Annotated in this window: 19 protein-coding genes; 14 read left to right on the top strand and 5 right to left on the bottom strand. The window is 46.4% G+C overall.

The annotated features are described in order from the left end of the window. Positions 1-29: 29 nt before the first annotated feature. From HMPREF0663_RS01445 to HMPREF0663_RS01480, 8 genes are all read left to right on the top strand, one after another. Positions 30-1,916: a peptidase U32 family protein gene (locus tag HMPREF0663_RS01445; protein WP_004368289.1), complete on the top strand. Its 1,887-nt coding sequence runs from the start codon at positions 30-32 to the stop codon at positions 1,914-1,916. Beyond that, positions 1,903-2,913 (top strand): hypothetical protein, encoded by a 1,011-nt coding sequence (locus HMPREF0663_RS01450; RefSeq protein WP_004368290.1) that lies wholly within the window; start codon positions 1,903-1,905, stop codon positions 2,911-2,913. Before HMPREF0663_RS01445 ends, HMPREF0663_RS01450 begins: the two co-directional genes overlap by 14 nt. A 226-nt stretch (positions 2,914-3,139) precedes the next feature. Then, positions 3,140-4,639, top strand: coding sequence for a hypothetical protein (locus tag HMPREF0663_RS01455; protein WP_004368291.1), 1,500 nt, complete (start codon positions 3,140-3,142; stop codon positions 4,637-4,639). Between the two features lie 36 nt (positions 4,640-4,675). Continuing rightward, positions 4,676-5,122 carry a hypothetical protein gene (locus HMPREF0663_RS01460; protein WP_004368292.1) on the top strand — a complete coding sequence of 149 codons (447 nt, stop codon included), beginning with the start codon at positions 4,676-4,678 and terminating at the stop codon, positions 5,120-5,122. A 57-nt stretch (positions 5,123-5,179) separates the two neighbouring features. Beyond that, positions 5,180-6,724, top strand: a complete 1,545-nt coding sequence (locus HMPREF0663_RS01465; protein WP_231375190.1) for a hypothetical protein — start codon at positions 5,180-5,182, stop codon at positions 6,722-6,724. Between the two features lie 25 nt (positions 6,725-6,749). Then, entirely contained in the window at positions 6,750-10,220 is a 3,471-nt protein-coding gene (locus tag HMPREF0663_RS01470; protein WP_004368294.1) for a hypothetical protein, read from the top strand. Positions 10,221-10,264: 44 nt separating this feature from the next. Next, the gene (locus tag HMPREF0663_RS01475) at positions 10,265-10,837 is read left to right on the top strand and encodes a hypothetical protein (RefSeq protein WP_004368295.1); all 573 of its coding nucleotides are present in this window, start codon (positions 10,265-10,267) and stop codon (positions 10,835-10,837) included. Positions 10,838-10,887: 50 nt separating this feature from the next. Next, positions 10,888-11,712 carry a zinc ribbon domain-containing protein gene (locus HMPREF0663_RS01480; RefSeq protein WP_004368296.1) on the top strand — a complete coding sequence of 275 codons (825 nt, stop codon included), beginning with the start codon at positions 10,888-10,890 and terminating at the stop codon, positions 11,710-11,712. Positions 11,713-11,780: 68 nt separating this feature from the next. On the opposite strand, the gene HMPREF0663_RS01485 is transcribed toward HMPREF0663_RS01480, so the two are convergent. Genes HMPREF0663_RS01485 through HMPREF0663_RS01495 form a run of 3 tightly spaced genes read right to left on the bottom strand, consistent with a single transcriptional unit; the run spans position 11,781 to position 15,011 of the window. Continuing rightward, positions 11,781-13,019 (bottom strand): ABC transporter permease, encoded by a 1,239-nt coding sequence (locus HMPREF0663_RS01485; RefSeq protein ID WP_004368297.1) that lies wholly within the window; start codon positions 13,017-13,019, stop codon positions 11,781-11,783. Between the two features lie 19 nt (positions 13,020-13,038). Further along, positions 13,039-13,788, bottom strand: coding sequence for an ABC transporter ATP-binding protein (locus HMPREF0663_RS01490; RefSeq protein ID WP_004368298.1), 750 nt, complete (start codon positions 13,786-13,788; stop codon positions 13,039-13,041). A gap of 47 nt (positions 13,789-13,835) precedes the next feature. Continuing rightward, the gene (locus HMPREF0663_RS01495; RefSeq protein ID WP_004368299.1) at positions 13,836-15,011 is read right to left on the bottom strand and encodes an efflux RND transporter periplasmic adaptor subunit; all 1,176 of its coding nucleotides are present in this window, start codon (positions 15,009-15,011) and stop codon (positions 13,836-13,838) included. Positions 15,012-15,169: 158 nt separating this feature from the next. Between HMPREF0663_RS01495 and HMPREF0663_RS01500 the strand changes: the two genes are divergently transcribed. Beyond that, positions 15,170-16,534, top strand: a complete 1,365-nt coding sequence (locus HMPREF0663_RS01500; protein WP_004368300.1) for an MATE family efflux transporter — start codon at positions 15,170-15,172, stop codon at positions 16,532-16,534. Positions 16,535-16,618: 84 nt separating this feature from the next. Here the strand turns inward: HMPREF0663_RS01500 and HMPREF0663_RS01505 are convergent, their stop codons facing one another. Then, positions 16,619-17,425, bottom strand: coding sequence for a hypothetical protein (locus tag HMPREF0663_RS01505; RefSeq protein ID WP_143150401.1), 807 nt, complete (start codon positions 17,423-17,425; stop codon positions 16,619-16,621). Positions 17,426-17,541: 116 nt separating this feature from the next. On the opposite strand from HMPREF0663_RS01505, the gene HMPREF0663_RS01510 reads away from it, so the two are divergent. The 5 genes from HMPREF0663_RS01510 to HMPREF0663_RS01530 all read left to right on the top strand — a co-directional run bounded on the left by HMPREF0663_RS01510 (position 17,542) and on the right by HMPREF0663_RS01530 (position 22,568). Then, positions 17,542-18,912, top strand: a complete 1,371-nt coding sequence (locus HMPREF0663_RS01510) for a DNA recombination protein RmuC (protein WP_004368302.1) — start codon at positions 17,542-17,544, stop codon at positions 18,910-18,912. Continuing rightward, complete coding sequence (locus HMPREF0663_RS01515) at positions 18,899-19,378, top strand: low molecular weight protein-tyrosine-phosphatase (RefSeq protein WP_004368303.1); 480 nt, start codon at positions 18,899-18,901, stop codon at positions 19,376-19,378. Before HMPREF0663_RS01510 ends, HMPREF0663_RS01515 begins: the two co-directional genes overlap by 14 nt. A 292-nt stretch (positions 19,379-19,670) precedes the next feature. Beyond that, the gene (nth, locus tag HMPREF0663_RS01520; protein WP_004368304.1) at positions 19,671-20,321 is read left to right on the top strand and encodes an endonuclease III; all 651 of its coding nucleotides are present in this window, start codon (positions 19,671-19,673) and stop codon (positions 20,319-20,321) included. A 1-nt stretch (position 20,322) separates the two neighbouring features. Beyond that, entirely contained in the window at positions 20,323-21,033 is a 711-nt protein-coding gene (locus tag HMPREF0663_RS01525; RefSeq protein WP_004368305.1) for a DUF2461 domain-containing protein, read from the top strand. Next, positions 21,030-22,568: a ComEC/Rec2 family competence protein gene (locus HMPREF0663_RS01530; RefSeq protein WP_004368306.1), complete on the top strand. Its 1,539-nt coding sequence runs from the start codon at positions 21,030-21,032 to the stop codon at positions 22,566-22,568. The genes HMPREF0663_RS01525 and HMPREF0663_RS01530 overlap by 4 nt, the downstream gene beginning before the upstream one ends. Here the strand turns inward: HMPREF0663_RS01530 and HMPREF0663_RS01535 are convergent. After that, positions 22,558-23,277, bottom strand: a complete 720-nt coding sequence (locus tag HMPREF0663_RS01535; protein ID WP_231375187.1) for an ABC transporter ATP-binding protein — start codon at positions 23,275-23,277, stop codon at positions 22,558-22,560. The genes HMPREF0663_RS01530 and HMPREF0663_RS01535 overlap by 11 nt on opposite strands. Position 23,278 lies beyond the last annotated feature (1 nt).

Here is a 23,278-nt window from a genome sequence, read left to right on the forward strand (position 1 = left end):
GTATTTGCAAATAATAATGATTTTCGTTTATGCGTAAACTCGAGCTGTTGGCGCCGGCCAAAAACCTTGCGTGCGGCATTGCAGCCATCAATCATGGCGCTGATGCCGTGTATATCGGTGCAGATCGCTTCGGTGCGAGGGTTGCCGCAGGCAATTCCGTGGCGGATATAGAGGCGCTGTGCTGCTATGCCCATCGGTTCGGAGCAAAGGTTTACGTCACCATCAATACTATTATTTATGAAGAAGAACTTGCTGCCACCCGCGATATAATATGCCGCTTGGCTGCATCGGGCGCAGATGCACTGCTCGTACAGGATATGGCCGTGGTGGAGATAATGAATGCATTGCGGCGCGAGAATGCAGATATGAAGTTGCCGGCACTGCATGCTTCCACACAAACCGATAACAGAACGGCCGAGAAGGTGGCATGGCTGAAGTCGACAGGCTTCGAACGTGCCGTGCTTGCCCGTGAGCTTTCGGCCGCCGAGATTGCCGAAATCCACGGTCGGGTGCCCGATATGGAGTTGGAAGTATTTGTGCATGGCGCCCTTTGTGTGAGCTATTCGGGCGTTTGTTACGCCTCTCAACATTGCTTCCATCGGTCGGCCAACAGAGGCGAGTGCGCACAGTTCTGCCGCATGAAGTTCGACCTTATAGATTCGGATGGCAGAGAAATCGAGCATCAGCGGCATCTGCTGTCGCTGAAGGATATGAACCGGATAGACGATCTCGAACTGCTTGCCGATGCCGGAGCGTGCTCTTTCAAGATAGAGGGCAGGCTGAAAGAGGCGGATTATGTAAAGAATGTGGTCTCGGCATACAGCAAACGACTGAACGAAATTATAGCAAGACGTCCGCAAGATTACCGACGCGCTTCGCTGGGAAAGGTAGAATATGCCTTCGAGCCCGATCTGAAAAAGACTTTCAACCGTGGTTATACCGATTATTTTCTGCATGGGCGACAGCCCGACATTTACTCTCCCGACACGCCGAAGGCACTCGGCGAATACGTCGGACGCGTGAAAGAATTGCGCAACAACAGCTTCAATGTGGCGGGAACTGCCGTGTTCAGCAATGGCGACGGGCTTTGCTTCATCAACGATGAGCACGAATTGGAGGGCTTCCGCGTGAACAGAGTAGAGGGTAACCGGCTGTTCCCGTTGAAAATGCCGGCACATCTGCGCTCGGGATTTGCACTGTATCGAAACAACGATGAGGCTTTCGGAAAAATTCTCTCGCAGCGGACAGCCGTGCGAAAGATACCTATTAGCATCGCATTCGGCATTACGGAAAACGGCTTCAGCCTGTCTGTTACGGGCGAAGGCATCGTGCCTGTGACCAAGACATTGGCGATGGAAAAGCAGAAAGCCCTGAAACCGCAGCGCGAAAACATACTCAATCAGCTCGGAAAACTCGGCAATACGCCCTACGAGGCGCAGCAGATAGAGATACAAGAGGGGGCAGACAAATACTTTGTGCCGTCGAGCAAACTCGCCGAATTGCGCCGTGCAGCGATGGAAAGTATTGTACCCGCGGCCGATCGGCAGCCCTTGCAAGTCTTTTCTTCGGCCGTTTCACCGGTAAAATATTGGCAACCCGAATACGAACAACACCCCTATCTTTTCAATGTTTCCAACCGTCTGGCCGGCCGATTTTACGCAGATCGCGGCATGAGAGGCATTGCTTCGGCGTTCGAAACATCGCATCTTCACGACACATCAGGTGCATCTCGTCGCCCCGACCTGCTCATGCAATGTCGTCATTGCCTGCGTTTCAGCTTGGGATATTGCGTGAAACACGGCGGAAAAAAGCCCTTCTGGCGCGAACCCTTGTATCTCAGATTGGCAGATGGGCGACGTTTTCGCCTGCAATTCAACTGTAAAGAATGTCAAATGAACCTATATGCAGAAAACTAAGAAGTTTACCGTAAGCCTGTCGGCACTTTGGTTTGTGTCGGTGCTTTTGTTGCTTTCGTCGTGTTATCATAAGAAAACAGCTAAGTCGGATGCGCTGGTTCAGTACAGCGAACGGCAGCTCGATTCGCTTTCTTTCCAAAGTACGCACCACTATACCAATAACTATAACTTTATTGTGAAGAGTGATTCCTTGGTGTTGTTGAAGCAACAACCCGAAGAAATGATATCGGGTTTGATGACCGACTCGCTGGTTCTTCGCCGACACGAGCACGTGGTAGTAGCCGATATTCGTATGATTTCTACCGATAGCATCGACTCCGTGTGGGTACAGTTAGCCAGCGATCAGCACACATTCGGGTGGATACACGAGACCGAAATGCTGCCCAAAGTGGTACCCGACGATCCTATATCGCAGTTCATCTCTACGTTTTCCGATGTTCATTTGCTCATTTTCTTGGTCGTTATCAGCATCATAGCCGTAACTTATTGGATACGTAAGTTGCTGAGGCAGCGGGCGCGTATCGTGCATTTCCGCGATATAGACTCGTTCTATCCCACGTTGCTGTGCCTTCTCGTGGCCTCCTCGGCGGCACTCTATGCCTCTATACAGATGTTCGCCCCTGATGTTTGGCGGCATTTCTACTACCATCCCACGCTCAATCCCTTCGGTGTACCCGCCATACTGTCGGTATTTCTCCTTTCCGTATGGGCTATGCTGATAGTGGGCATCGCTGCTGTAGACGACGTGCGCCATAGGTTACCGTTCGGCGAGGCTGTGCAATATCTGAGCGGACTGGTGGCTGTATGTGCCGCAGACTATATTATTTTCAGTATTTCCACCTTATATTATATAGGCTATATCCTGCTTGCTGTTTACTTTATGTTTGCTATTCATAGGTATGTGGAGTACAGTCGTGCCCGATATGTGTGCGGAAATTGCGGTGCAACGCTCTCGCATAAAGGCCGTTGTCCGCATTGTGGAGCCGTTAATTCCTGACATGATCCTTCTTTCGTTTGCATTTGTGTAAGGAACAGAAGTGTGCTCTAACGCAGATAGAAGCATGGCCTGAGTGCGATATACGGCCGTTCTATTCTTATCGTATCGCCTGTTTATAAAGCCAATAAGGTGTGATAGAGTATTAAAACTTTATGTAAAATGGGCGTAGTATGATGTTTTTTGATTACTTTTGCAACAATATACTTTTTATAAACGTCATATCTGCATGAGAAAGATATTGAAAAGCCTCTTCTATATAGTGCTTTTGACAATCATAACAGTAAGTTTTAGCAGTTGTGGAAACAGGCAGAAAAAAGATTTCAACTTAATGCTCGTCAGCTTGGCGGATAAAGATCGGACCATCGACCGTAACGATTGGCAGTCGATTGAATACTATCTTGACGCCAACAAGGCCCAACTTAAAGAATTTTACCACGACGGACAACTCGATATAGAGGCTGTGAAAAGCTATATAACCGAACTGTTCGAGCACAGACGTCCGGCTAAAAAGATCTCGTTCGTGGGTATAGGAGGGCGCGAATATCTTGCCGTTAACTTCTATCTTGAACGCTCCGGTTCGATGATTGCCTACGATTCGCCGGCGGGAGACGGTTCTTTTAAAGCGGCTATCGTGTCGATGCTCAACAGTTTACCGAACAATAACGAAGACAATAAGATATATATTGTAAACAGCAGCATTAATGCCTATCCGCAAGGGTTCCGTAAGTTTATTGCAGATAGCGATATATTCGAGGCTACAAAAGGTATAGGCGATGCCGGATATACCGATTTCGGAGCTATCTTCGGCAATATCCTCAACAAGACCGGCAATGATGAATTGAGCATCTTGGTTACCGATATGATTTACTCGACCAAGGATATGGCAGGCGTTAATCCGCAGAAAGTATTTGCCGAGGCACAGGGAATGACCAACGCAGTGTTCAAGGATGAGGTTAAAAACCGAGCAATGCTCATCGTGAAAATGCGGGGTTCGTACAACGGATTTTACTATCCTTACAACTCTCCTTCGAAAGGGTATCGGTACGATGGGTATCGCCCGTACTACATTGTTGTGGTTGGAAGCAACGACAATATAGCCCGCTTGACCAAAGACAAGAATTATATGTCATTCGCGCGTTTTGCTTCTATGCGCGGATACGAAAACATGTATCTCTTCGAGACCGACGATGTGTACAAGCCTTATTGCTCTCTACTTCTGAAACATGGTAGTATTCGCGGCAGATTTCGCCCCGAACGTGGACAGAACACCCAAATACATGCCATTGAAGATGTAGAACCCGACCGTAACAGCGGAGACATTCGTTTGACTTTAGCTGTAGATTTGTCGGGTATGCTTATTGATGATCAGTATCTTACGGATAAGGCCAATTACCGCATAGATGCCGATGACAAGATAGAAATCAAGGAGATACGTCGCATCGGTAAAGGTGATGTAACGCTGGCAGAAAAGAAATATATCGGCAGTGCTACGCATCTGTTCATCTTGTCGGCCGACCGGATAACGCACGAGCAGGATGTAAATATCAGGCTACTTAACCGTATGCCGCAGTGGATTACCGCATCGTCGAGCGACGATGATACCCATGTCGATAGCCGTACTACTTTCGGGTTGAAGTATTTGCTGAATGGTATTTACAGCAGTTATGAGAAATATTCCGACGGCGAACCCTATTATTTCCGGCTGCAGTTGAAGTTTAAAAATTAAGCAATGGGCCAACCTAAAAGAAATTAATCTTACGAAATGAAAAGAAATACTTTATTGCTGATAACGGGAATTGTACTTACAGTCTTGTTTATCATATTTTCCACTACGGTTTTAGAGGCCATGTATTACGAAGATGAGTTCTCTGTAGACATGTATAACCAAAATCTTTATTTTATCGTAGCGGTTATTTCGGCGGTAGAGGCATGGGCTTTTGCCGGAATATACTATTATGTAATCAACAGTGTGAGTTTCTCCCGATGGTATCATTGGCTGTTGGTGCTGGCGATTGCGGCGGTATCCGTTCCGATAGAAATTTATGTATATCTGAATGGAGTGTTCGATACGGAAGGCGTATCTTATTCTTCTCAGCTCTTAAGTTTTAGCGTGGTAGTAATGGTGGTAGAGGCTCTGCTCTTCGTATTGGCGAGCTATTCCGTGCGTTGGTGGTCGTCTAACTGCAGGCATACCCCTATTCCGGAATAATAACAGGCGCTTTGCGTCGATGTCTGCATGCAGACATAAAGATATTGAAAAAGAATGATGAGACTATTCTTATTTTTAGTTGGCGGTACTGGCAGCCGTGTTATGCGCCCGCTCATTATGCAGTTTGCAGCCGGAGTTCATCCGGTTGACGATAACGGGAGTCCCATATCCTTGGAGGTGATCCCCATTATTGTAGATCCGCACAAGGCAAACGAAGACCTGAAACGTACCGATAACCTGTTGCGCTGGTATAAGCAACTTCGTAAATCTCTATATGGCGAGAGTGCTGACGTGGCAAAGGGTTTCTTCTCTGTCAAGATTTCATCGTTGAGCGATATTCTGCCTAACGGCAGTAACCTGAGCGATACGTTCCTTTTCAATATGGGAGCAGTGGAGTCGAAGAAGTTTCAGGATTTCATTGCCTATTCCACATTAGACACAGGAAATCAGGCCCTATGCTCGATGATGTTTTCCGACGACCAGCTTAACACTAAGATGGATATCGGCTTTGTGGGCTCTCCGAATATTGGTTCGGTGGCGTTGAACGAGTTTAAAGACTCCGAAGAGTTCAGGCAGTTCTCCAATGTATTTCAAAAGAACGATCGTATTTTCGTGGTTAGTTCTATCTTTGGCGGTACGGGGGCGGCAGGTTATCCTATCATAGTTAAGAACATTCGCAATGCCGGAAATAATGCCCAAATAAACAATCGCGGTAATCTGCGCGATGCACGGATAGGGGCTTTGACGGTTTTACCGTATTTCAATGTGCAACAGGATGAGAACAGCCCTATCTCGCGTGCCGACTTTATCTCGAAAACAAAGTCGGCCCTGTTCTATTATCACGATAACCTGACGGGGCTGAAACGAAATGGAGTAGACATACCCATGTCGAAGATCAATGCTTGTTATTACTTGGGAGACGAAATTCCCTCTAATCCGTATTTCAATGATCCCGGAGGTAATGGGCAGCGCAATGATGCCCATGTGGTGGAGTTTGTGGGTGCATTGGCCGTACTCGACTTCCTTTCCATGCCCGACGAGCAGCTGCAAACTATCGAGGGCAACGCGATAAATCCGGTATTCAAGGAATACGGACTCGCCAGTGATAAGACAACGCTGTCGTTGAAAGACTTCGGAGTGTCTACACGTGCACTGATCAATAAGCAGTTTATTAAGTTCCATCTTGCCTATATGTATATTACAAATCAGCTGAAAGCAGACATTGGCAGAGGTTATACGGAAGACAAACCCGAAATAAAGAACAGTTTTCTATCCACAAGTTTTTATTCTACGCTGACAAGCGACTTCTTTGTAGGGTATCGTTTGTGGCTAAAAGAGCTGAAAGGCAATCAACGTAGCTTCCAACCTTTTAATCTGAATACGGATAAACTGAGCGATGCACTTACCGATATTGCACCGAAAAGCGGTCTTTTTAAGTCGGTAATCGATTATAAAAGCGTACTTTCAGCGTTGAATAAAGCCTCACAGCAAGCCGTAAAAACGCAGCAGTATGGTACCGATAAAGTAGCGCTGAAACTTTTAGACCTGCTTGATGAGACGCTCGATAAGTTGGTAGACGAGAAATACGATTTGTTTTCATAACCGGTAAAAGCAAGAACAAACGAACATGTCAAAGATATTATCATACAATAAAAAGACAACCGGTGAGGGTTGGATACCTTTGAATAACCAGTATCATGCCGATGAAATCGACATGATCGATGATCCTAACGGCGGTCTTTCGCAACGTCCGCGTACTGCAATCCCATCCCCGTTCGCTCAGATGGACTTGGTAAAGAATGCATTCAAGCGTCTTTCCATGCATACAAGTCTGAATGGCGAGGCTATGGATGAGAAACTCGTGGCCAATGCACTCGATGTGGCACAGCTGTTTTTCAATTATACCGAACTTCGCAACCGGTTGCATATCGTGGAATGGAACCGTGCGACAGCGCTCGGTGAGCTGAAAAACTCATCTCAACATAAGCTGTTGGGCGAGACAATAGAGATGTTTCTTGAACAAGACAAGGAGGCTTTTAACTTCGACCGTATGGATCGTTTGTACTTTTTGGTGCTTGGAAATCAGGTCATCGGCAGCACTTCTCCCGTTACATTGTTCATGTCGACACCCAATGCGATGCCCCATGTATTCGATATTCCTGTGGAGCAGAACGTGAAATTGTTCGACCTATGGCGGCCGCTTTATATGCGTAACGAACGTTTTATTAAGTACATTTACGCTTTGTTTACGGCTTATCCCGACTTGAAAAAACTCTGTAGCGAGGTTAATGCTTACCTCATTGCCAATATGAAGTTGCTTTCGGCAGACATGCAGGATGAGATTTTGAAAGAAATAGGTAATCCCTTGGTATACGATGTTGCCAATGTAGAGAAGGCGCGTTCGTATCTTGAGACCAATTTCGATCGTTTGGATGAGGGCGTTCAGGCGCTTGGAGTACCTTTCTATTGTGCTCGTTCCGAAGATATACAGGCTGCTATTGCACGGAGCGACTTCATGATAGTACCTTCGCGTGCGACAAACGAACGGCTTCCGTTGGTATTGCAGAACCATTTGAATGCCACGTTTATCGATCCGTTCAAGTATATTACCGGCGCTTGGGATGATACCACAGTCATACAACCGGAGGATTATGCATTGGAACCCGATAAACGTGTGCTCCCTGCAACTACGCATCAGTACCCTTGGTTGACCGATGACGACTTCTTCCAACCATCGTTGATCAAGCTCGATTATACGTTAGACCGCGATTGTTTCTTCGATGGAAACCTTTCTATCGGCAGTAGAGAGACAGACGACTGCGACTTTGTGCTCCCGTTGAAGCCCATTTATTTCAAATACTTTGATGTAAAAGATCTGTATGGAACAATAGGCGGCCGTCCGAGGTTCGAACTCCAGCACTGCAAGAACGGACAAACGGAAACCGTAACAGCCATACTTCGCATTCCTGTACAGAAACAGAACGGATATATTACCCTCCAGCGAATTTACGTGTCGGCAAATAGTGTCGATACAACTTACGATGTGAAGAACAATCGTGGGTATTTTATTACTGTGCCGTTTGCATTGAGTATTTTCCCGTTTGTACGTACGCAGGGCCTGAAACAATACAATGTGCAGCTGGTAGACCGTGCACTTGGCATGCTCGAAAACCACCATTTATCTTTGTCTTTCTATAAGAATGGCTATCGAAACAAGGTAGCCGATGCCGATATTCTTATGCGTAACCGGTCGTTGAAGTCAGAAAAACGTGTAGGATCGAGCTATTATTGCTTGCATAGCGATTTCGATTATATCGGCATAACGCTATCTGATGGCAACGAAAACCTTACTGCCGAGGGCGTTATCTGTCCGCGGTGGTCGGATTATATACCCGGGCACGAGGCATTTACATTTGCTGTCGACTTCGGTACCACCAATACGCATGTGGAAACTATGTGCGGAGCAAACATGCCGGAACCCCTTAAAATAACTTCTGCATCGCGCGACCGTTTGCTCGCCACATTATATAATGGAGAGAGTATCCTATACGATGTTATTCTTAAACAGGAGTTCTTGCCTAAGAATATCGGCGAAGATTACGGTTTCCCGCAACGTACAGTGCTTTCGGAATGCGAGCGTTTAGATGCCGAGAATGCCGATTATATCGTGGCGCTCGGCGATGCAAATATCCCGTTTATATACGAGAAAGAGTCTATCGGTTACGGAAATCGCATCGTTCCGAACCTGAAATGGTCTACAGAGATGGCAAACAGCAAGCGCGTGAAGGCATATCTTACCGAATTGGCACTGCTCATGCGTACCAAAGTATTGCTGGAGAACGGCGATATATCTAAGACTCGTCTTGTTTGGTTCTATCCGCTAGCTATGAAAGTCGGCAATATACGCAAGATGGGCGACATGTGGGCAAAGACTTTCCGCGAGGTTTTCGGAGTGCGCGACACCGAGACGAACCTTATACAAATGCCCGAGAGCGTGGCTCCCTATTATTTCTATAAGAGTTCGAGTACGTTCCGCGGCGCAGCATCTACCGTGGCAAGCATCGATATAGGCGGCGGTTCGAGCGACGTGGTGGTATTTGAATCGAATGCACATCAGCCGGTTATGCTCACTTCTTTTCGATTTGCCGCCAACGTACTCTTTGGCGACGGCTTTTCAGACGTACCTCATGGCGACACAAACCCCATGCTTATGAAGTACGTAGATTACTTCAAGCGACTTTTCGACGGCGATGACGACCGTTACGGCGAACTTAACGGCATCCTCGACGATATAACTGCCAAACGTAAAAGTGAGGATATCAACACGTTCCTCTTCTCTGTAATAACCAATAAGGTAGTATCTGGCAACGATGTTTTCTCGTATAACATGCGCTTGAACGAGGACGAACAGCGGAAGATCATATTCATATATTTCTATGTTGCGCTGATTTATTACGTTGCACGTATGATGAAGCACCGACAAATCGACAAACCGCGCAGCATTATGTTTAGCGGAACAGGCTCGAAAATACTCGATATCGTAGGCAGCAATCGCGACTTAGACCAGTTGACGCAGACTGTATTCGAGCGGGTTTACGGAGAAACTTACGATACAGATGGCCTCTCGGTGATTATGGAGAAGCGCGAACCCAAGCAAATTACATGTCGTGGCGCCCTTATGCAGGTGAGAGACCACGCCGGATGCGAACAGGTAAGCGAGCTAAATCGACTGATGGACGACTTTGACAGTTCTCTCAAGTATAATTATTCCATGATAGACAAGGAATGCCTGACTTATGCAGACATGGAAGATGGCGATATACGCAGCCGAATTGTAGGAGAGGTGAGGGCTTTTAACGATTTCTTCGTACAACTTTGCGACGATATTCGGGTAGTAGACCGCTTTCTTGTAGACAATAGGTCGTTGCAACAGTTCCGCGAATATGTAAACAAAGACTTGGAACACCACCTGCTTCATGGCTGGAACTTTGTAAACAAGAACCAAGAGGATAGGAATGCAACCGACACGATCGAAGACACTGTGTTCTTTTACCCGATAATCGGGAGCATCAGAGATAACCTGATAGAGCACCTTTAATGCCTTGGCAGAAGGAGTGATAAACTAAAATTTGCAGAAGAAACATGGGGAATATATTTTCAGGTTTGCTCGGTAAGCAGGGCTCTTCGGAGCAACAACCGGATGCGGCGGGGCAGTCTGCCGGAGATACAGGCGCCGACAGCCTTTTCTCTCAGTTGAATGAACGGATAACATCTTTAGAGAATAGAATAGATAGGCTGGAGGAAGAATTGCGACAACTCTCGAAACGTGAACAACAGAGTGCCGGTGTATCGAAGGTAGACAGTAAGGATAACGAACTTACAATGCCTGTTTACGGGCAACAGAGGCAACTCTTTCTTGCTGCACCCACTACAGATGGCGTTTTCAGTCATGCCTCCTCGGTAGAACAGATTGGGAAAAGCATCTATCAACTTACTACAATAGATGGGGTAAACGGCAGTTTTATCTTGCTCGATACGCCGGATGCCATTGCTACAGCTATGATCAGTGTGTCGCAGTTTATAAAACCAGTGTGTAAAGTCGGTGGAAATGTGAGCGGTTATCCGCGCCACATCATCACCGAGGAAGAGGGTACAGCCGTGAAAGACGGTGAGCATTGGAAGATGATGCGTAAGGCGCAAGTAAGGTTCGAATAGCGCCTATCGCTCTTTTTACATACAACAAGATATGAAAAGAAAAGAAACTGATGGAAATAAAATGTCCTAAATGTAGATTTAGATACGATACGAAGGCGCCATTGGGGATGAGTGAAATAGCCTGTGTTTGTCCTCGTTGCGGTACTCCTTTCACTTATATCTTGCCCAAGGATGAGGCTTTGCAGGCAAAACATACGGAAGATGTTTCTGCAATGCTCCACGACGAAGAAACTTTAAGAGATGGGCGAGAGCCGGTGGCAACGGCCGTTACTGCACATAAAGGTAACGAAATTCATGATGAGATTGCCGGCTATAACGCCGATGTGCGTAGTGGTTACCGTAACGAGAGTGCCAAGGAGCGGCAGCATGTTGCGCCTCCACCCCTGCTGCATGTGCCGTCTGGTCATAATCGGGGCTGCTTGAAAGGTTTCTTGTTGGTTTTGGTATCGATGGTGTTTGCTATCATTCTGGCTTTTAACACCTGCAAATCTTCCGGCGGTATAGACGAAATTCAGACCGAACATGTGGTGCAGAGTTCTTCTGTAGGTTTTTCGGAACGGGACGAAAGCAGGCGGATAGAGGAAGATTCTGCCGGATCATCCGACGGATATGAGGAGGTGCATCCCGAACCGATACCCGATTGGATACAAGGAAGATGGATTTACGATACCTCTTACGGTAGGATAGTACTGACGATAAAAGGTAAATATATTTCGGAAACACTCGATGGAAAGACGAGCAATGGCACCTTTTATTATCAGCAAGGCAAGTTGCATTGCGATTTCAAAGATAGTACCGAAACCATTTATCTGGTAGACGAAGCGGCTAAACAGATAGATGCGGGCGATGGAATGTATATGACGAAGCAGAAATAAAAACAGGGGAGTGGTTATCGTTCCCCTGCTTTTATGATGCGTATCTGCCATCTGTGGCATGTTTGTTTTTATTCGTATCTGATGGCTTCTATAGGATCGAGCTGCGCTGCTTTCTTTGCCGGATACCATCCGAAGAACACTCCGGTGAAAGTACATACGGCAAAACTCATCGCTATACTCCAACTCTGTATGTATATAGGCCAGTGGGCCAGCAGTTTTATAGCATACGAAGCGCCTATGCCGAGGGCCACTCCGATAACGCCGCCCGTAACGCTTAGCAAGATCGCTTCTATCAGAAATTGGTTCAATATGTCTATACCTCTTGCGCCGACACTCATTCTCAGGCCGATTTCACGGGTACGTTCGGTAACGCTCACATACATGATGTTCATGATGCCTATGCCGCCCACGATGAGCGAAATGCCTGCCACGCAGCCCAATAAGATAGTGAGCATGTTGGTAGTAGAATTCATCATGCTCGACAGTTCCTCTTGAGAGCGTATGTTGAAATCGTCGTCATCGGCTTCCGTTATATCGGTTGCGTCTTTCAGCTTATGGTTCCGACGCAAGATGGCGGATATTTGATCGATGGCTTTATCCGTAACTCCCTCCGTTATGGCAGAGCATTGTATGCCTCCCAAGTATGTTTGTGCCAATATACGTTTCATTACTGCCGTATACGGAGCCAGTGCCAAGTCGTCTTGATCCATACCCATAGAGTTGTAACCCTTTTTCTTCAATACGCCTATCACGCGGAAAGGAATGGAGTTGAAACGTACCACCTTGCCGATAGGATCGCTGCCATCGGGAAACAGGTTCTTAACAATCGTCTGTCCGAGGATACATACTTTGGCGCTGGATTTGATTTCAGCGTCGGTAAACATATCTCCATCTTCTACTGTAAGCTGCCTTATCTCAAGATAGTCTTGATTAACACCGTAGATAGACGACGGAGTATTGTTGTTACCGTATATGAATTGGCCGCTACTATTTACCACCGGACTGATGGCCTTGATATATGTACACTCGTTTTTGATATCCTCGTAGTCTTTCATCTTGAGTGTTTCCATCGACGAGGCATCTTGTCTTACACCGCCACGCATATCGGCTCCGGGACTTATCATAATCATATTGGAGCCCATTTCGGCAATATTTGCCTGTATACTTCGTTTGGTTCCTTGCCCTATGGCTAGCATGGTAATCACCGAGGCAATACCGATAATGATGCCCAATGCCGTGAGAAACGACCGCATTTTATTAGCTGCGATGGCTCTTAAGGCTATTTTTAAGAGGTTTATATAATTCATATATTGTTGCTGTAATTAACTATTCGTCGGAATTTGTAGGCAATGCGGCAAGTCCGTCTGCCGCTGACAAGATGTCTTGATTATACTCGTCGCTGATCACTTGCCCATCTCTAAGCTGAATGTTTCGGCTCGAATAGTGCGCAATGTCGGGATTGTGTGTCACGAAAATGATTGTCCTACCCTCGGCATGCAGCTTTTGAAAGAGCACAAGGATTTCGAAACTCGTCCTTGTATCGAGGTTCCCAGTGGCTTCATCGGCCAGTATAACGGCAGGATTGTTAACTAATGCCCGCGCTATAGCTACGCGCTGCATCTGTCCGCCGGACATCTGATTGGATTTGTGATACAGTCTGTCGCCCAAGCCAACGGCTTTCAGCGCTTCCACAGCACGGTCGAACCGCTCTTTGGCGCTTACTTCAGCGTTATACATCAGCGGGAGTTCCACGTTTTCTACGCTTGTCGTCTTGGGCAAGAGGTTATAGTTTTGGAAGATAAAACCTATCTTCCGGTTCCTCAAAATGGCACGCTGCGACTTCGACATCGTGCGTACAGACACGCCGTCCAAGTAGTATTCGCCGCTCGAAGGGGTATCCAAGCAGCCCAACTGGTTCAACAGAGTAGACTTACCCGAACCGGATTTCCCCATTATAGTTACGAACTCACCTTCGTATATCTTGAACGACACGTCACGGAGAGCATGTACAGTTTCGTCGCCTACGAGGAAATCGCGCTTTACATGTTGCAATTCTATGACAACTTTCTTATCCATATTTATTCTTTTTGTTTCGGCTGTGCAGGGTAGGGTTACGTTTTACCTTACTTTTTCCTGCCCCTTGGGCCCGGTGCAAACGGACTACTTTCTTGATTGTTGCTTGTTTCTTGTTCGTTGTTCGAGCCCACTTTAATGGCTGTTATCACTTCCTTACCTTGCGAAATGCCGCTCAAAATCTGCGTATGCGTGCCGTCTGTCATACCGATGTTCACGGCATGTGCTTTCAATGTATTGTTGTTTTCGAGCGTCCACACCTTATTCTTAGCCTCCGTGTCTACAATCTTCTTGTTGCCCACAGTCTCCTTGGTGGGCGTAAAGCGCAGCGCTTTCGACGGTACGCTCAATACCCCTTTGCGCTCGGCCGTGTAGATAGTGACGTTAGCCGTAAGTCCCGGCTTCAGTTTAAGGTCTGTATTGGGCGCACTGATCACCACCTCGTAGGTCACAACGTTATTTGTAGTCGTGGCTTCTTGCCTTACTTGCTTCACTACACCCTCGAACTTGTCGTCCGGATAGGCATCTACAGTGAAGGTAACTCGCTCTCCGTCGGCCACATCGCCGATGTCTGCCTCGTCTATATCGGCCACCACCTGCATATTGGTCAGGTCTTTGGCGATGGTAAACAGTTCGGGCGTGCTGAAACTTGCTGCTACCGTCTGCCCCTCTTCTACGCTTTTAGACAGCACGATGCCATCGATCGGCGAGGTTATAGTGGCATATCCCAAGTTCGTTTGTGCCTTCCTGACCGTCTCTTGTGCCGATGCTACCTGTTCTTTAGCCTGCTTGTAGGTCAGCTGGGCATTCTCGTAATCGTCGGCGCTCACCAAACCTTTCTTGTACAGAGTGGCATATCTTTTAAAGTTCTCGGCCTGATAATTCAGCGTACTCTGTGCACTTGTCAGATTTGCTTGGGCTGTTTTCAGCTCGCTAATGAGGTTTGTCTTGTCGAGTTCGGCAATAACTTGACCTTTCTTCACCACACTATTGTAGTCTACATATAACTTGTTAACGATGCCCGACACCTGTGTACCTACGGTAACCGATGTAACCGGCTCTATCGTACCCGTGGCCGTGATGCTGTTTTGTATGTTTGCAGGCGCCACCTTTGCTGTATCGAAAGCAATTTCTTCTTTCTTCTCGTTGCCCGAGAGCAGCCATGCAGTCACTGCCGCTATGAGCACTATGCCCGCTGCTATCCATACTTTGCTAACCTTCTTCATCTGTCTGTTATTCTTTCGTTATCATTTTTTTCGTTTGGTTATTTGACCGTATAATCATCGGAAAGTTTATTTGCGGGCGTTTATCTTAACATAAATTTGGAATACATCTGTCTTCCGTCTTTGTTTTATGCTTAACTTTGTGCAGACAAGTGCACTCAATGAACAGCAGAAACAGCCAAATACTTCGTTTGGCATTGCCCTCTATCGTATCGAACATTACCGTTCCGTTGCTCGGGCTGGTAGATCTTACGATCGTCGGTCATATGGGCGATGTGGCTTATATCGGCGCTATCGCCGTGGGATCGATGATTTTTAACGTCGTTTACTGGATATTCGGTTTCCTTCGCATGGGCACCAGCGGCATGACATCGCAGGCACTCGGCGCACGTAATCTGGCAGAAGTCATGCGGATGCTTGTGCGTTCATTGGCGATAGGCGGAGCAATAGCGTTGCTGCTCATTGTGTTTCAGTGGCCTATACGATGGGTTATGCTCTCGATTATGCACCCTTCGGCACAGGTAACTCCCCATGCAGTCACCTATTTTAATATATGTATCTACGGCGCACCCGCCATGCTCGGGCTTTATGGCCTTACGGGATGGTTCATAGGCATGCAGAATACCCGCATTCCGATGATGGTCTCCATTTTACAGAACGTGGTGAATATCGTGGCAAGTCTATCGTTTGTCTTTTTTCTTCATTGGAAAATCGAGGGCGTGGCCGTAGGAACACTCGTTGCACAGTGGGCAGGTTTCCTCGTTGCATTGGCCTGCTGGGTGCGGTATTACTCACGATTGAACCGCTACGACTGGCACTCGTCGCTCTTCGACCGTAAGGCGATGAGCCGTTTCTTTACCGTCAATCGCGACATTTTTCTGCGTACACTCTTCTTAGTTGGCGTGAATTTCTTCTTTATATCGGCCGGAGCGCGGCAGGGAGACGTCATTCTGTCGGTAAATACTCTGCTGATGACGCTCTTTACCCTGTTCTCTTACGTGATGGATGGCTTTGCTTATGCGGGCGAAGCCCTTAGCGGTAAGTACTACGGAGCCCGCAACCGTGAGGCGTTCACCGGACTTGTGCGAGCCTTGTTTCGTTGGGGTGCCGCCATGGCAGCGGCTTTTACGTTGGTTTATGCGGTGGGCGGAAACGCTTTCCTTAGCCTGCTTACCAACGAAACGCTTGTGGTAGAGGCGGCCGAACCTTACTTTTATTGGGCGGTATCGATACCCGTTGCGGGCGTTGCGGCATTTATCTTCGATGGCATTTTCATCGGAATTACCGCTACGCGCGGCATGCTCGTCTCGTCTGTAGCGGCCGCCTTGGCGTTCTTTGCGATAGACCTGTTGCTGCAACCCGTCATGGGCAATCATGCTCTGTGGCTTGCTTTCATTGTTTATTTGGCCATGCGAGGTGCCGTGCAATGGCGGATTTTCGGCCGACAGAGATGGGAGGAGGAACCTTCCCCTGCCCCTCCAAAGGAGGGGAGTGCCTTGCAGAAGCCGGATAAACTATCCATCTAATTGCCTTAAATGGGTAATATAAGCACGTTACAAAACTCTTCTATGGTGCTTAGATGGCCTGTCTAAGCGTGAAGTTTCTATGTGCTATCTTTCGCGCTCGTTCCAAATGGCGTTGAAATCGGCCTCGGTAATCAGTGCTTCTTCTATAGGTTCCTCTTCATAACAGTCGTAAATAAGCATTTCGAAGTCGTACGATATGCTCCTTTCGTCGTGTCTTTCATCGTAAAATTCGGTAGATGTTGCACTGCGAAGAATGGCGCGTGTTACGCTTTCATGATTGTATTCAGCATAATAGGTTTTATCGTTGAAGCATTCTTTGATATACTTCTTTCCGGTAAATGATGTGCTGACGAGGTTCGAGAGTACGTCTCTAATCTCTCTTAACAGCTTGTCTGTAGCCTCTTTTCGGGCAAGTTGAACACTGATGGTTAACGATCCGAAAGGCACATCGCTAACGATTGTCGGTTGCAGAGGTACTGAAAGTCGGCCGAAACTGTCGCGTATTTCTGCGATTTTCATCTCGCATTCTTCTTGAAGATGTTCCACGTAGGGATTGAGATTATAGAGAAAATGAATGTTGAAAATATTCTTATTATGCGTTATTTCCAACAACCAGTAATTGTCTTTATATGCAGATAGCGACGTAGGGGAGTAATAAAATTCTTCAAAACCGCCTTCTGTAACAAGAATATCGGTAAAACGTCGCCACTTTCGCCGGATTTTAATTTGCTTGAGACCATAGCATATCTGTTGTAGAATAATGAAAGATATGATTAGGATAGCAAGAAATAGAAAACTATACCTTACGTCCGGACTGACGATAAAGTAAAAGATGATAAGCAATGCGCCAAGTATTACTACTATAGTTAGCCAACAGTCTAATCGTTTCATAAGCATGTGTTTTGCACAAAGATAAGAAATATTCGGAAAGTGTGCAACATTTTGCGGCATAAAATAAAACATGCGTTTTATTTTGGAGTGCGGTCTTTTTCAGCTATCTTTGCGGTATGGAAATAGTATTCTTGGTTGTTGGCGTCGTTATAGGCGGCATAGTAACCTATTTTGTGTTGAATGCGAGGCAGAAAGACGCGGCTGCCAAGCTGATGTTAACTACACAACAGCTGGCGCAGGAGCAGTCGGCAAATAGGCAGTTACGGGCCGATATGGATGGTGCAGTGGCCGAAAAGCGCGATTTGCAGGAGCAACTTACGCAGTTGAAGATAGACCTTGAGCGCGCCAACACGCAGTTGCAGGCCGAGCAGGAGCATAATTCGAAAGAAGCAGAGATGCGGAAAGAGCAGTTCGAACAGCAGCTAAAAACCGTTCAGGAGCAGTTCTCGAACCTTGCAACCCGTGTGCTCGATCAGACGGCAGATAAGCTGAAACACTCTAATTCGGAGTCGATGGAGAGTATCACCCGCCCGTTAAAGCAGAACATAGAGCAACTTCATCAGGTTATCCAGACCACTAATAGCGAAACAACCAAGCATACAGCATCGTTATCTCAGCAACTTAAGGAGATGGCAGAGCAGACGCAAAAGATCGATGCTACCGCTACAAGGCTGACAAACGTTATACGCGGCGGTAACAAGGCGCAGGGGAATTGGGGGGAGAGACGCCTCGCAGAGTTATTAGAAAGCCAAGGACTGCGCCAAGGAATAGACTATGACATGCAACAAACCATCACTGATGACAAGGGAAATGCCGTTCTGAACGACGAAAGCGGTAGGCGTATGATCCCCGACGTGATACTTCATTATCCGAACAACGAAGATGTAATCGTTGATTCCAAAGTATCTATCGATGCTTATTATAATTATGTGAACACCGAGGACGAGGGTTTAAAGCGGAAATATGCCGAAGATTTGGTGCGCAGCATACGCACTCAAGCCTTCGGTTTGGCCAAGAAAGACTATAGCAAGTACGTTCAAAAGCCGCGAAAAGCTATCGATTTCGTCATTATGTATGTGCCTTTCGAGGGCGCTTTGCAGCTGGCGTTGGCCACAGAACCCAAGATTTGGGGCGAAGCATTCGACAGACAAGTGCTGATAACGAGCCAGCAAAACCTCATAGCTATACTGAAGATGATCCAGATAGCATGGCGGCAGTACGCCCAGACGGAAAATCAGAAGAAAGTGTTCGGTATGGCTGAAGAGCTTCTGAAGCGTGTAGGAGACTTCATAAAACGCTTTGATAAAGTGAAAAAGGATATAGAGAACCTGCACAGAGATTACGACGATGCCTACAGTAAAGCCTATACAGGTCGCCAAAGCATTGTGCAGAAGGCCAACGAACTGAAGCAACTCGGCGTAAAGGAGAGCGCCAATCAGCCCATACCTGATACGGAACCCAACCTTTTGGAAGATGAAGAAGATTAAACTATTGTTCGTTTGTTTGGGTAATATATGCCGAAGTCCGGCGGCAGAGGGCGTAATGAAGCATATCGTACACCAAGCCGGCGCCGACGAAATGTTTTATATAGACTCGGCAGGCATAGGTGATTGGCACGTCGGACAGTTGCCCGATGCCCGTATGCGCAGGCATGGAGCGGCGCGAGGTTATGATTTCGGCAGTCGTGCACGACAGTTCAAGCGCGACGACTTTAAGCGTTTCGACTGCATATTGGTAATGGATCACGACAATTTACGTATGGTCAATGCCATGACAAACGACGAAGAAGACCGCCGAAAGGTGCATCTGCTGACGGAATATCTTACGGAACACCACGACGCAGCCACTGTTCCCGATCCTTATTACGGCGGAAGTGCCGACTTCGACTATGCTTTAGATTTAATCGAAGATGCCTGCCGCGGTTTATATCATAAATTAACGATTTCTGTATAGAGCCAGCTTATCGGCGGCAAAATCTGCGGACAGATAGGACAATGGAAGCCTAAATTGCCGAAATATCTATGCTCTGATATCGGTAGAGCAGATAAATAAGTCTCGTATTAGATACATCTGTTTGTTATAGACAGTATATCTGATGTGAGATTTTTCCGTATTTTGTGTTCTCAAGAGCACCGGCCGCAGCTTTTTCATTTATCGTCTTGTATAGACAAATGCAGCTGTCGGGCCTTAAAAACAAATGAATTTATTTTGCATTTTATTCTACTTGCAGTAACTTTGCATTGTTATGAATAGAAAAGAACGCTATGTTTATATTTTGAATTACTTCCGTAAAAAGATGCCGAACGTGTCGACAGAGCTACATTTCGGGAGTGCTTTTCAGTTGCTTGTATCAACGTTACTCAGTGCACAGTGTACGGATAAGCGTATCAATCAGATTACTCCGGCGTTATTTCGGCGCTATCCGACGCCGCAGGAAATGGCTAAAGCAGAGGTAGAAGATGTACTTGAGTATATTAAAACGGTGAGTTATCCGAACGCGAAGTCGAAACACCTTGTGGAGATGGCACGGATGATCGTAGATGACTTTGGGGGCATTGTTCCTGAAACGATGGAAGAGTTGACGAAGTTGCCCGGAGTAGGGCGTAAGACTGCCAATGTATTGCAGGCAGTTTGGTTTGGTAAGGCCACTATGGCTGTAGATACGCACGTGTATCGTGTGAGTCATCGACTGGGATTGGTACCGAAAACGGCCAATACACCCTATAAAGTGGAGCGTGAACTGTTGCGGAATATTCCGAAAGAAGACGTGCCCGACGCACACCATTGGTTGCTGTTGCACGGCCGTTATGTATGTTTAAGCCGGATACCCAAGTGCCCGGAGTGTCCGTTTGGTAGCTTCTGTCCGAAATTGTTGGAGAACTCGAAATTAGAATAATATGGATGCAAAAAGAATAATCCGATTTTTGAAAGACGTATCGGCTAATAACAATCGTGAATGGTTTCTGGCACATAAAGATGAGTATCTTGCCTGTAAGGAGGATTACGAAGCCGGTGTAGCAAAAGCAATCGCGGCAATTACGGAGTTCGATCCTACCGTTTCGCACATTACACCTAAGGATGCGTGTTTCCGATTTTATAGAGATACGAGATTTTCACAGGATAAATCTCCTTACAAGAACCACATGGGAGCCTATATTTGTGCACATGGCAAGAAGTCGCTGCATGCCGGATATTACCTGCACATAGAGCCGGGACGATGCATAGTTTCCGCCGGTTCTTATTGGTTGCCTACTAATATATTGACTTCGTGTCGTAATGAAATCATGGGTAATATCGATGAATGGCGCAAATGTGTGGAGAATGGAAAATTCGTAAAGTATTTCGGTTATGCCAACGAGGGGGAGTGGAACGATGAATATATGTCCCCCAAAGGGTTCGGACTGACACATCTTAAGACGGCTCCGAAAGACTTCCCGCGCGATTATGAGTTCTTGGAATACCTGAAAATGAAGGATTATGCCTGCTGGAATATGGTGGGAGACGATTTCTTCAATGGCGATAAATGGCTGGTACGAATGGCGGATATGTTTAAAGTAGCTAAGCCGATGATGGATTTTATGAACAGTGTGATTGATGATTATGAATGAAAATAGACGGTAACATTCAATTGTTTCCGCTGTTGCGCGTGGCGCTTGCATTGATTGCTGGTATTGCAATAGGCAGTTATGTGGGCGACGGTCTGCCAATGCATGTTTGGTTCGTGGCTCTAATCGCCTCGCTCTTGATGGCGTTGATAGGTTATAAAAGGTGGCAATTGCAGAGTGTGATGCTATTATTGTCGACATTCCTATTGGGTGCATGGATGCTGTCTGTCCGCGAAACCGAATATCGGAAAAACGTTTATGGCGATTGTACTTATAAGGCTGTAGTAATAAGTCGCCCCGTTGTTAGGGGAAAAGTGTTGCAATGCGATCTGCTTGTAGCATCGGGACCTATGAAGAATAAGAAGATTAAAGCCTCGATTTTGCGGGATACCATAGACAAAAGATATCTTCGATTGGCACTGGGTGACGGGATTGTTGCCCGTTCTGTTTTGGAAAGACCGAAGAACTATTATACTCATTCGCACTTCGATTATGCTTTATGGCTCCGTATTCACGGTTACGAAGCGCAGACTTTCGTTTATTACACGAATTGGCAAAAGGCGGAAGTAGGGCTGGGCGATCTATCAAGAATGGAGCGTATCCGACTGAAGGCACGACAATTTCGCGACCGATTGATGGTACATTTCCGTGCTTATGGACTGGCCGAACAGGATTATGCCGTTGTGGCAGCAATGACACTGGGGGATAAAAGTATGCTTTCAAAGTCCATGAAAGAAGAATATTCTTTAGCCGGAGCATCCCATTTGCTTGCACTTTCGGGGCTTCATCTCGGCATCATTTACTTCATGCTTACACTTCTGTGCTTGGGGAACAGACATTTTATGCTTGTTCAAGTATTCATTCTTACGGCCATTTGGACGTATGTGATTATGGTAGGAATGGCACCGAGCGTGTTGCGTTCTGCCATAATGCTGACTGTTTATGCCTTTGTAACCTTGCTAAATCGTAAACGTATGTCGGTTAATGTTTTAGCCTTGGCGGCTATCGTTATGCTGATAGCTGATCCGCTCGTACTGTGGGATGTGAGTTTTCAGTTGTCGTTCATGGCCGTGATGGGTATTCTGGTATTCTATTTCCCGCTCTATCATCTTGTTAAAGACCAGATACTTTTTACTTCGAAGGCCGTTCGTTGGCTTTGGGGAATGGTTGTGGTTTCCGTATCCGCACAGCTCGGTACAGCTCCATTGGTGATGTATTACTTCGGAAACGTCTCTTTTTATTTTCTTCTTACCAATCTTTTTGCCGTTCCGCTTGCCACCATTATTCTATATTGCGTGTTTGTATCGGTGTTGACGGCACCTTTCCCTGCACTTCAAAGCATTGTAATTGCCTTGTTGTCTGCAGTGGCGGGCGTATTAAATCGCGGTATCGCCGTGATAGCATCGCTTCCCGGATCGCATATAAGCAATGTAAATGTTAATTTCTATCAAGTTGTACTTATGTATTTGTTGATAGGATGCCTTTATGGTTTAGGCTTCTATTGCAGGAAAATGGTAAGAAGTGCTCCTAAATACTGAAGTATTCTTCCAGTTCTTTCTCCGCACATCTGTTGTTGTTCGGTAGGTCTTTGATAATGCGACCGTGCTCTAACAATGCAATGCGCGTACTTATTTCTACGGTATGCTGTAGATTATGACTGCTCACAATGATGGTTGCTCCCGTTTTTTGGTTATAATCGAGCAAAATTTTCTTTAGGATATTCTGGCTTGAAGGATCGAGAAAATTGAAAGGTTCGTCGAGAATAATTAATTTGGGGTGCGTGAACATAGCTGATATAATACCTATTTTCTGCTTGTTGCCGGCAGAAAAATCACGGATAAGTTTCTTTTGTCCGAGAATTTCATTGCCCATGAAAGTCTTGAAATCTTCAAGTTGAGTTTCGATAGGGGCGCCGTTCTGATTGTTCACTGTGCTAATGAACTCAAGATACTCCTCTGCTGTAAGGAAATCGATTAGAAATCCTTCGTCGATATAAGCACCGGTAAATTGTTTCCAGACTTCGGTTTTCGAGGGTTCTATTTCCCCTTCAATCTCTTTGTCCGATATTAATATCCTGCCGGAATCGGCATTCACGAGGTCGAGCAGCAAGCGGAAAAGGGTGGTTTTCCCTGCACCATTGTTACCTACAAGGCCGAGAATTTCGCCTTGTCCGATTAAAAATTCGGGGATATCGACAGCAGTCTTATCCCCGAATTTCTTCATTAATTGTTCAAATTTGATTTGCATA

The sequence above is a fragment of the Hoylesella oralis ATCC 33269 genome (genome assembly GCF_000185145.2).
Classification (GTDB): Bacteria; Bacteroidota; Bacteroidia; order Bacteroidales; family Bacteroidaceae; genus Prevotella; species Prevotella phocaeensis.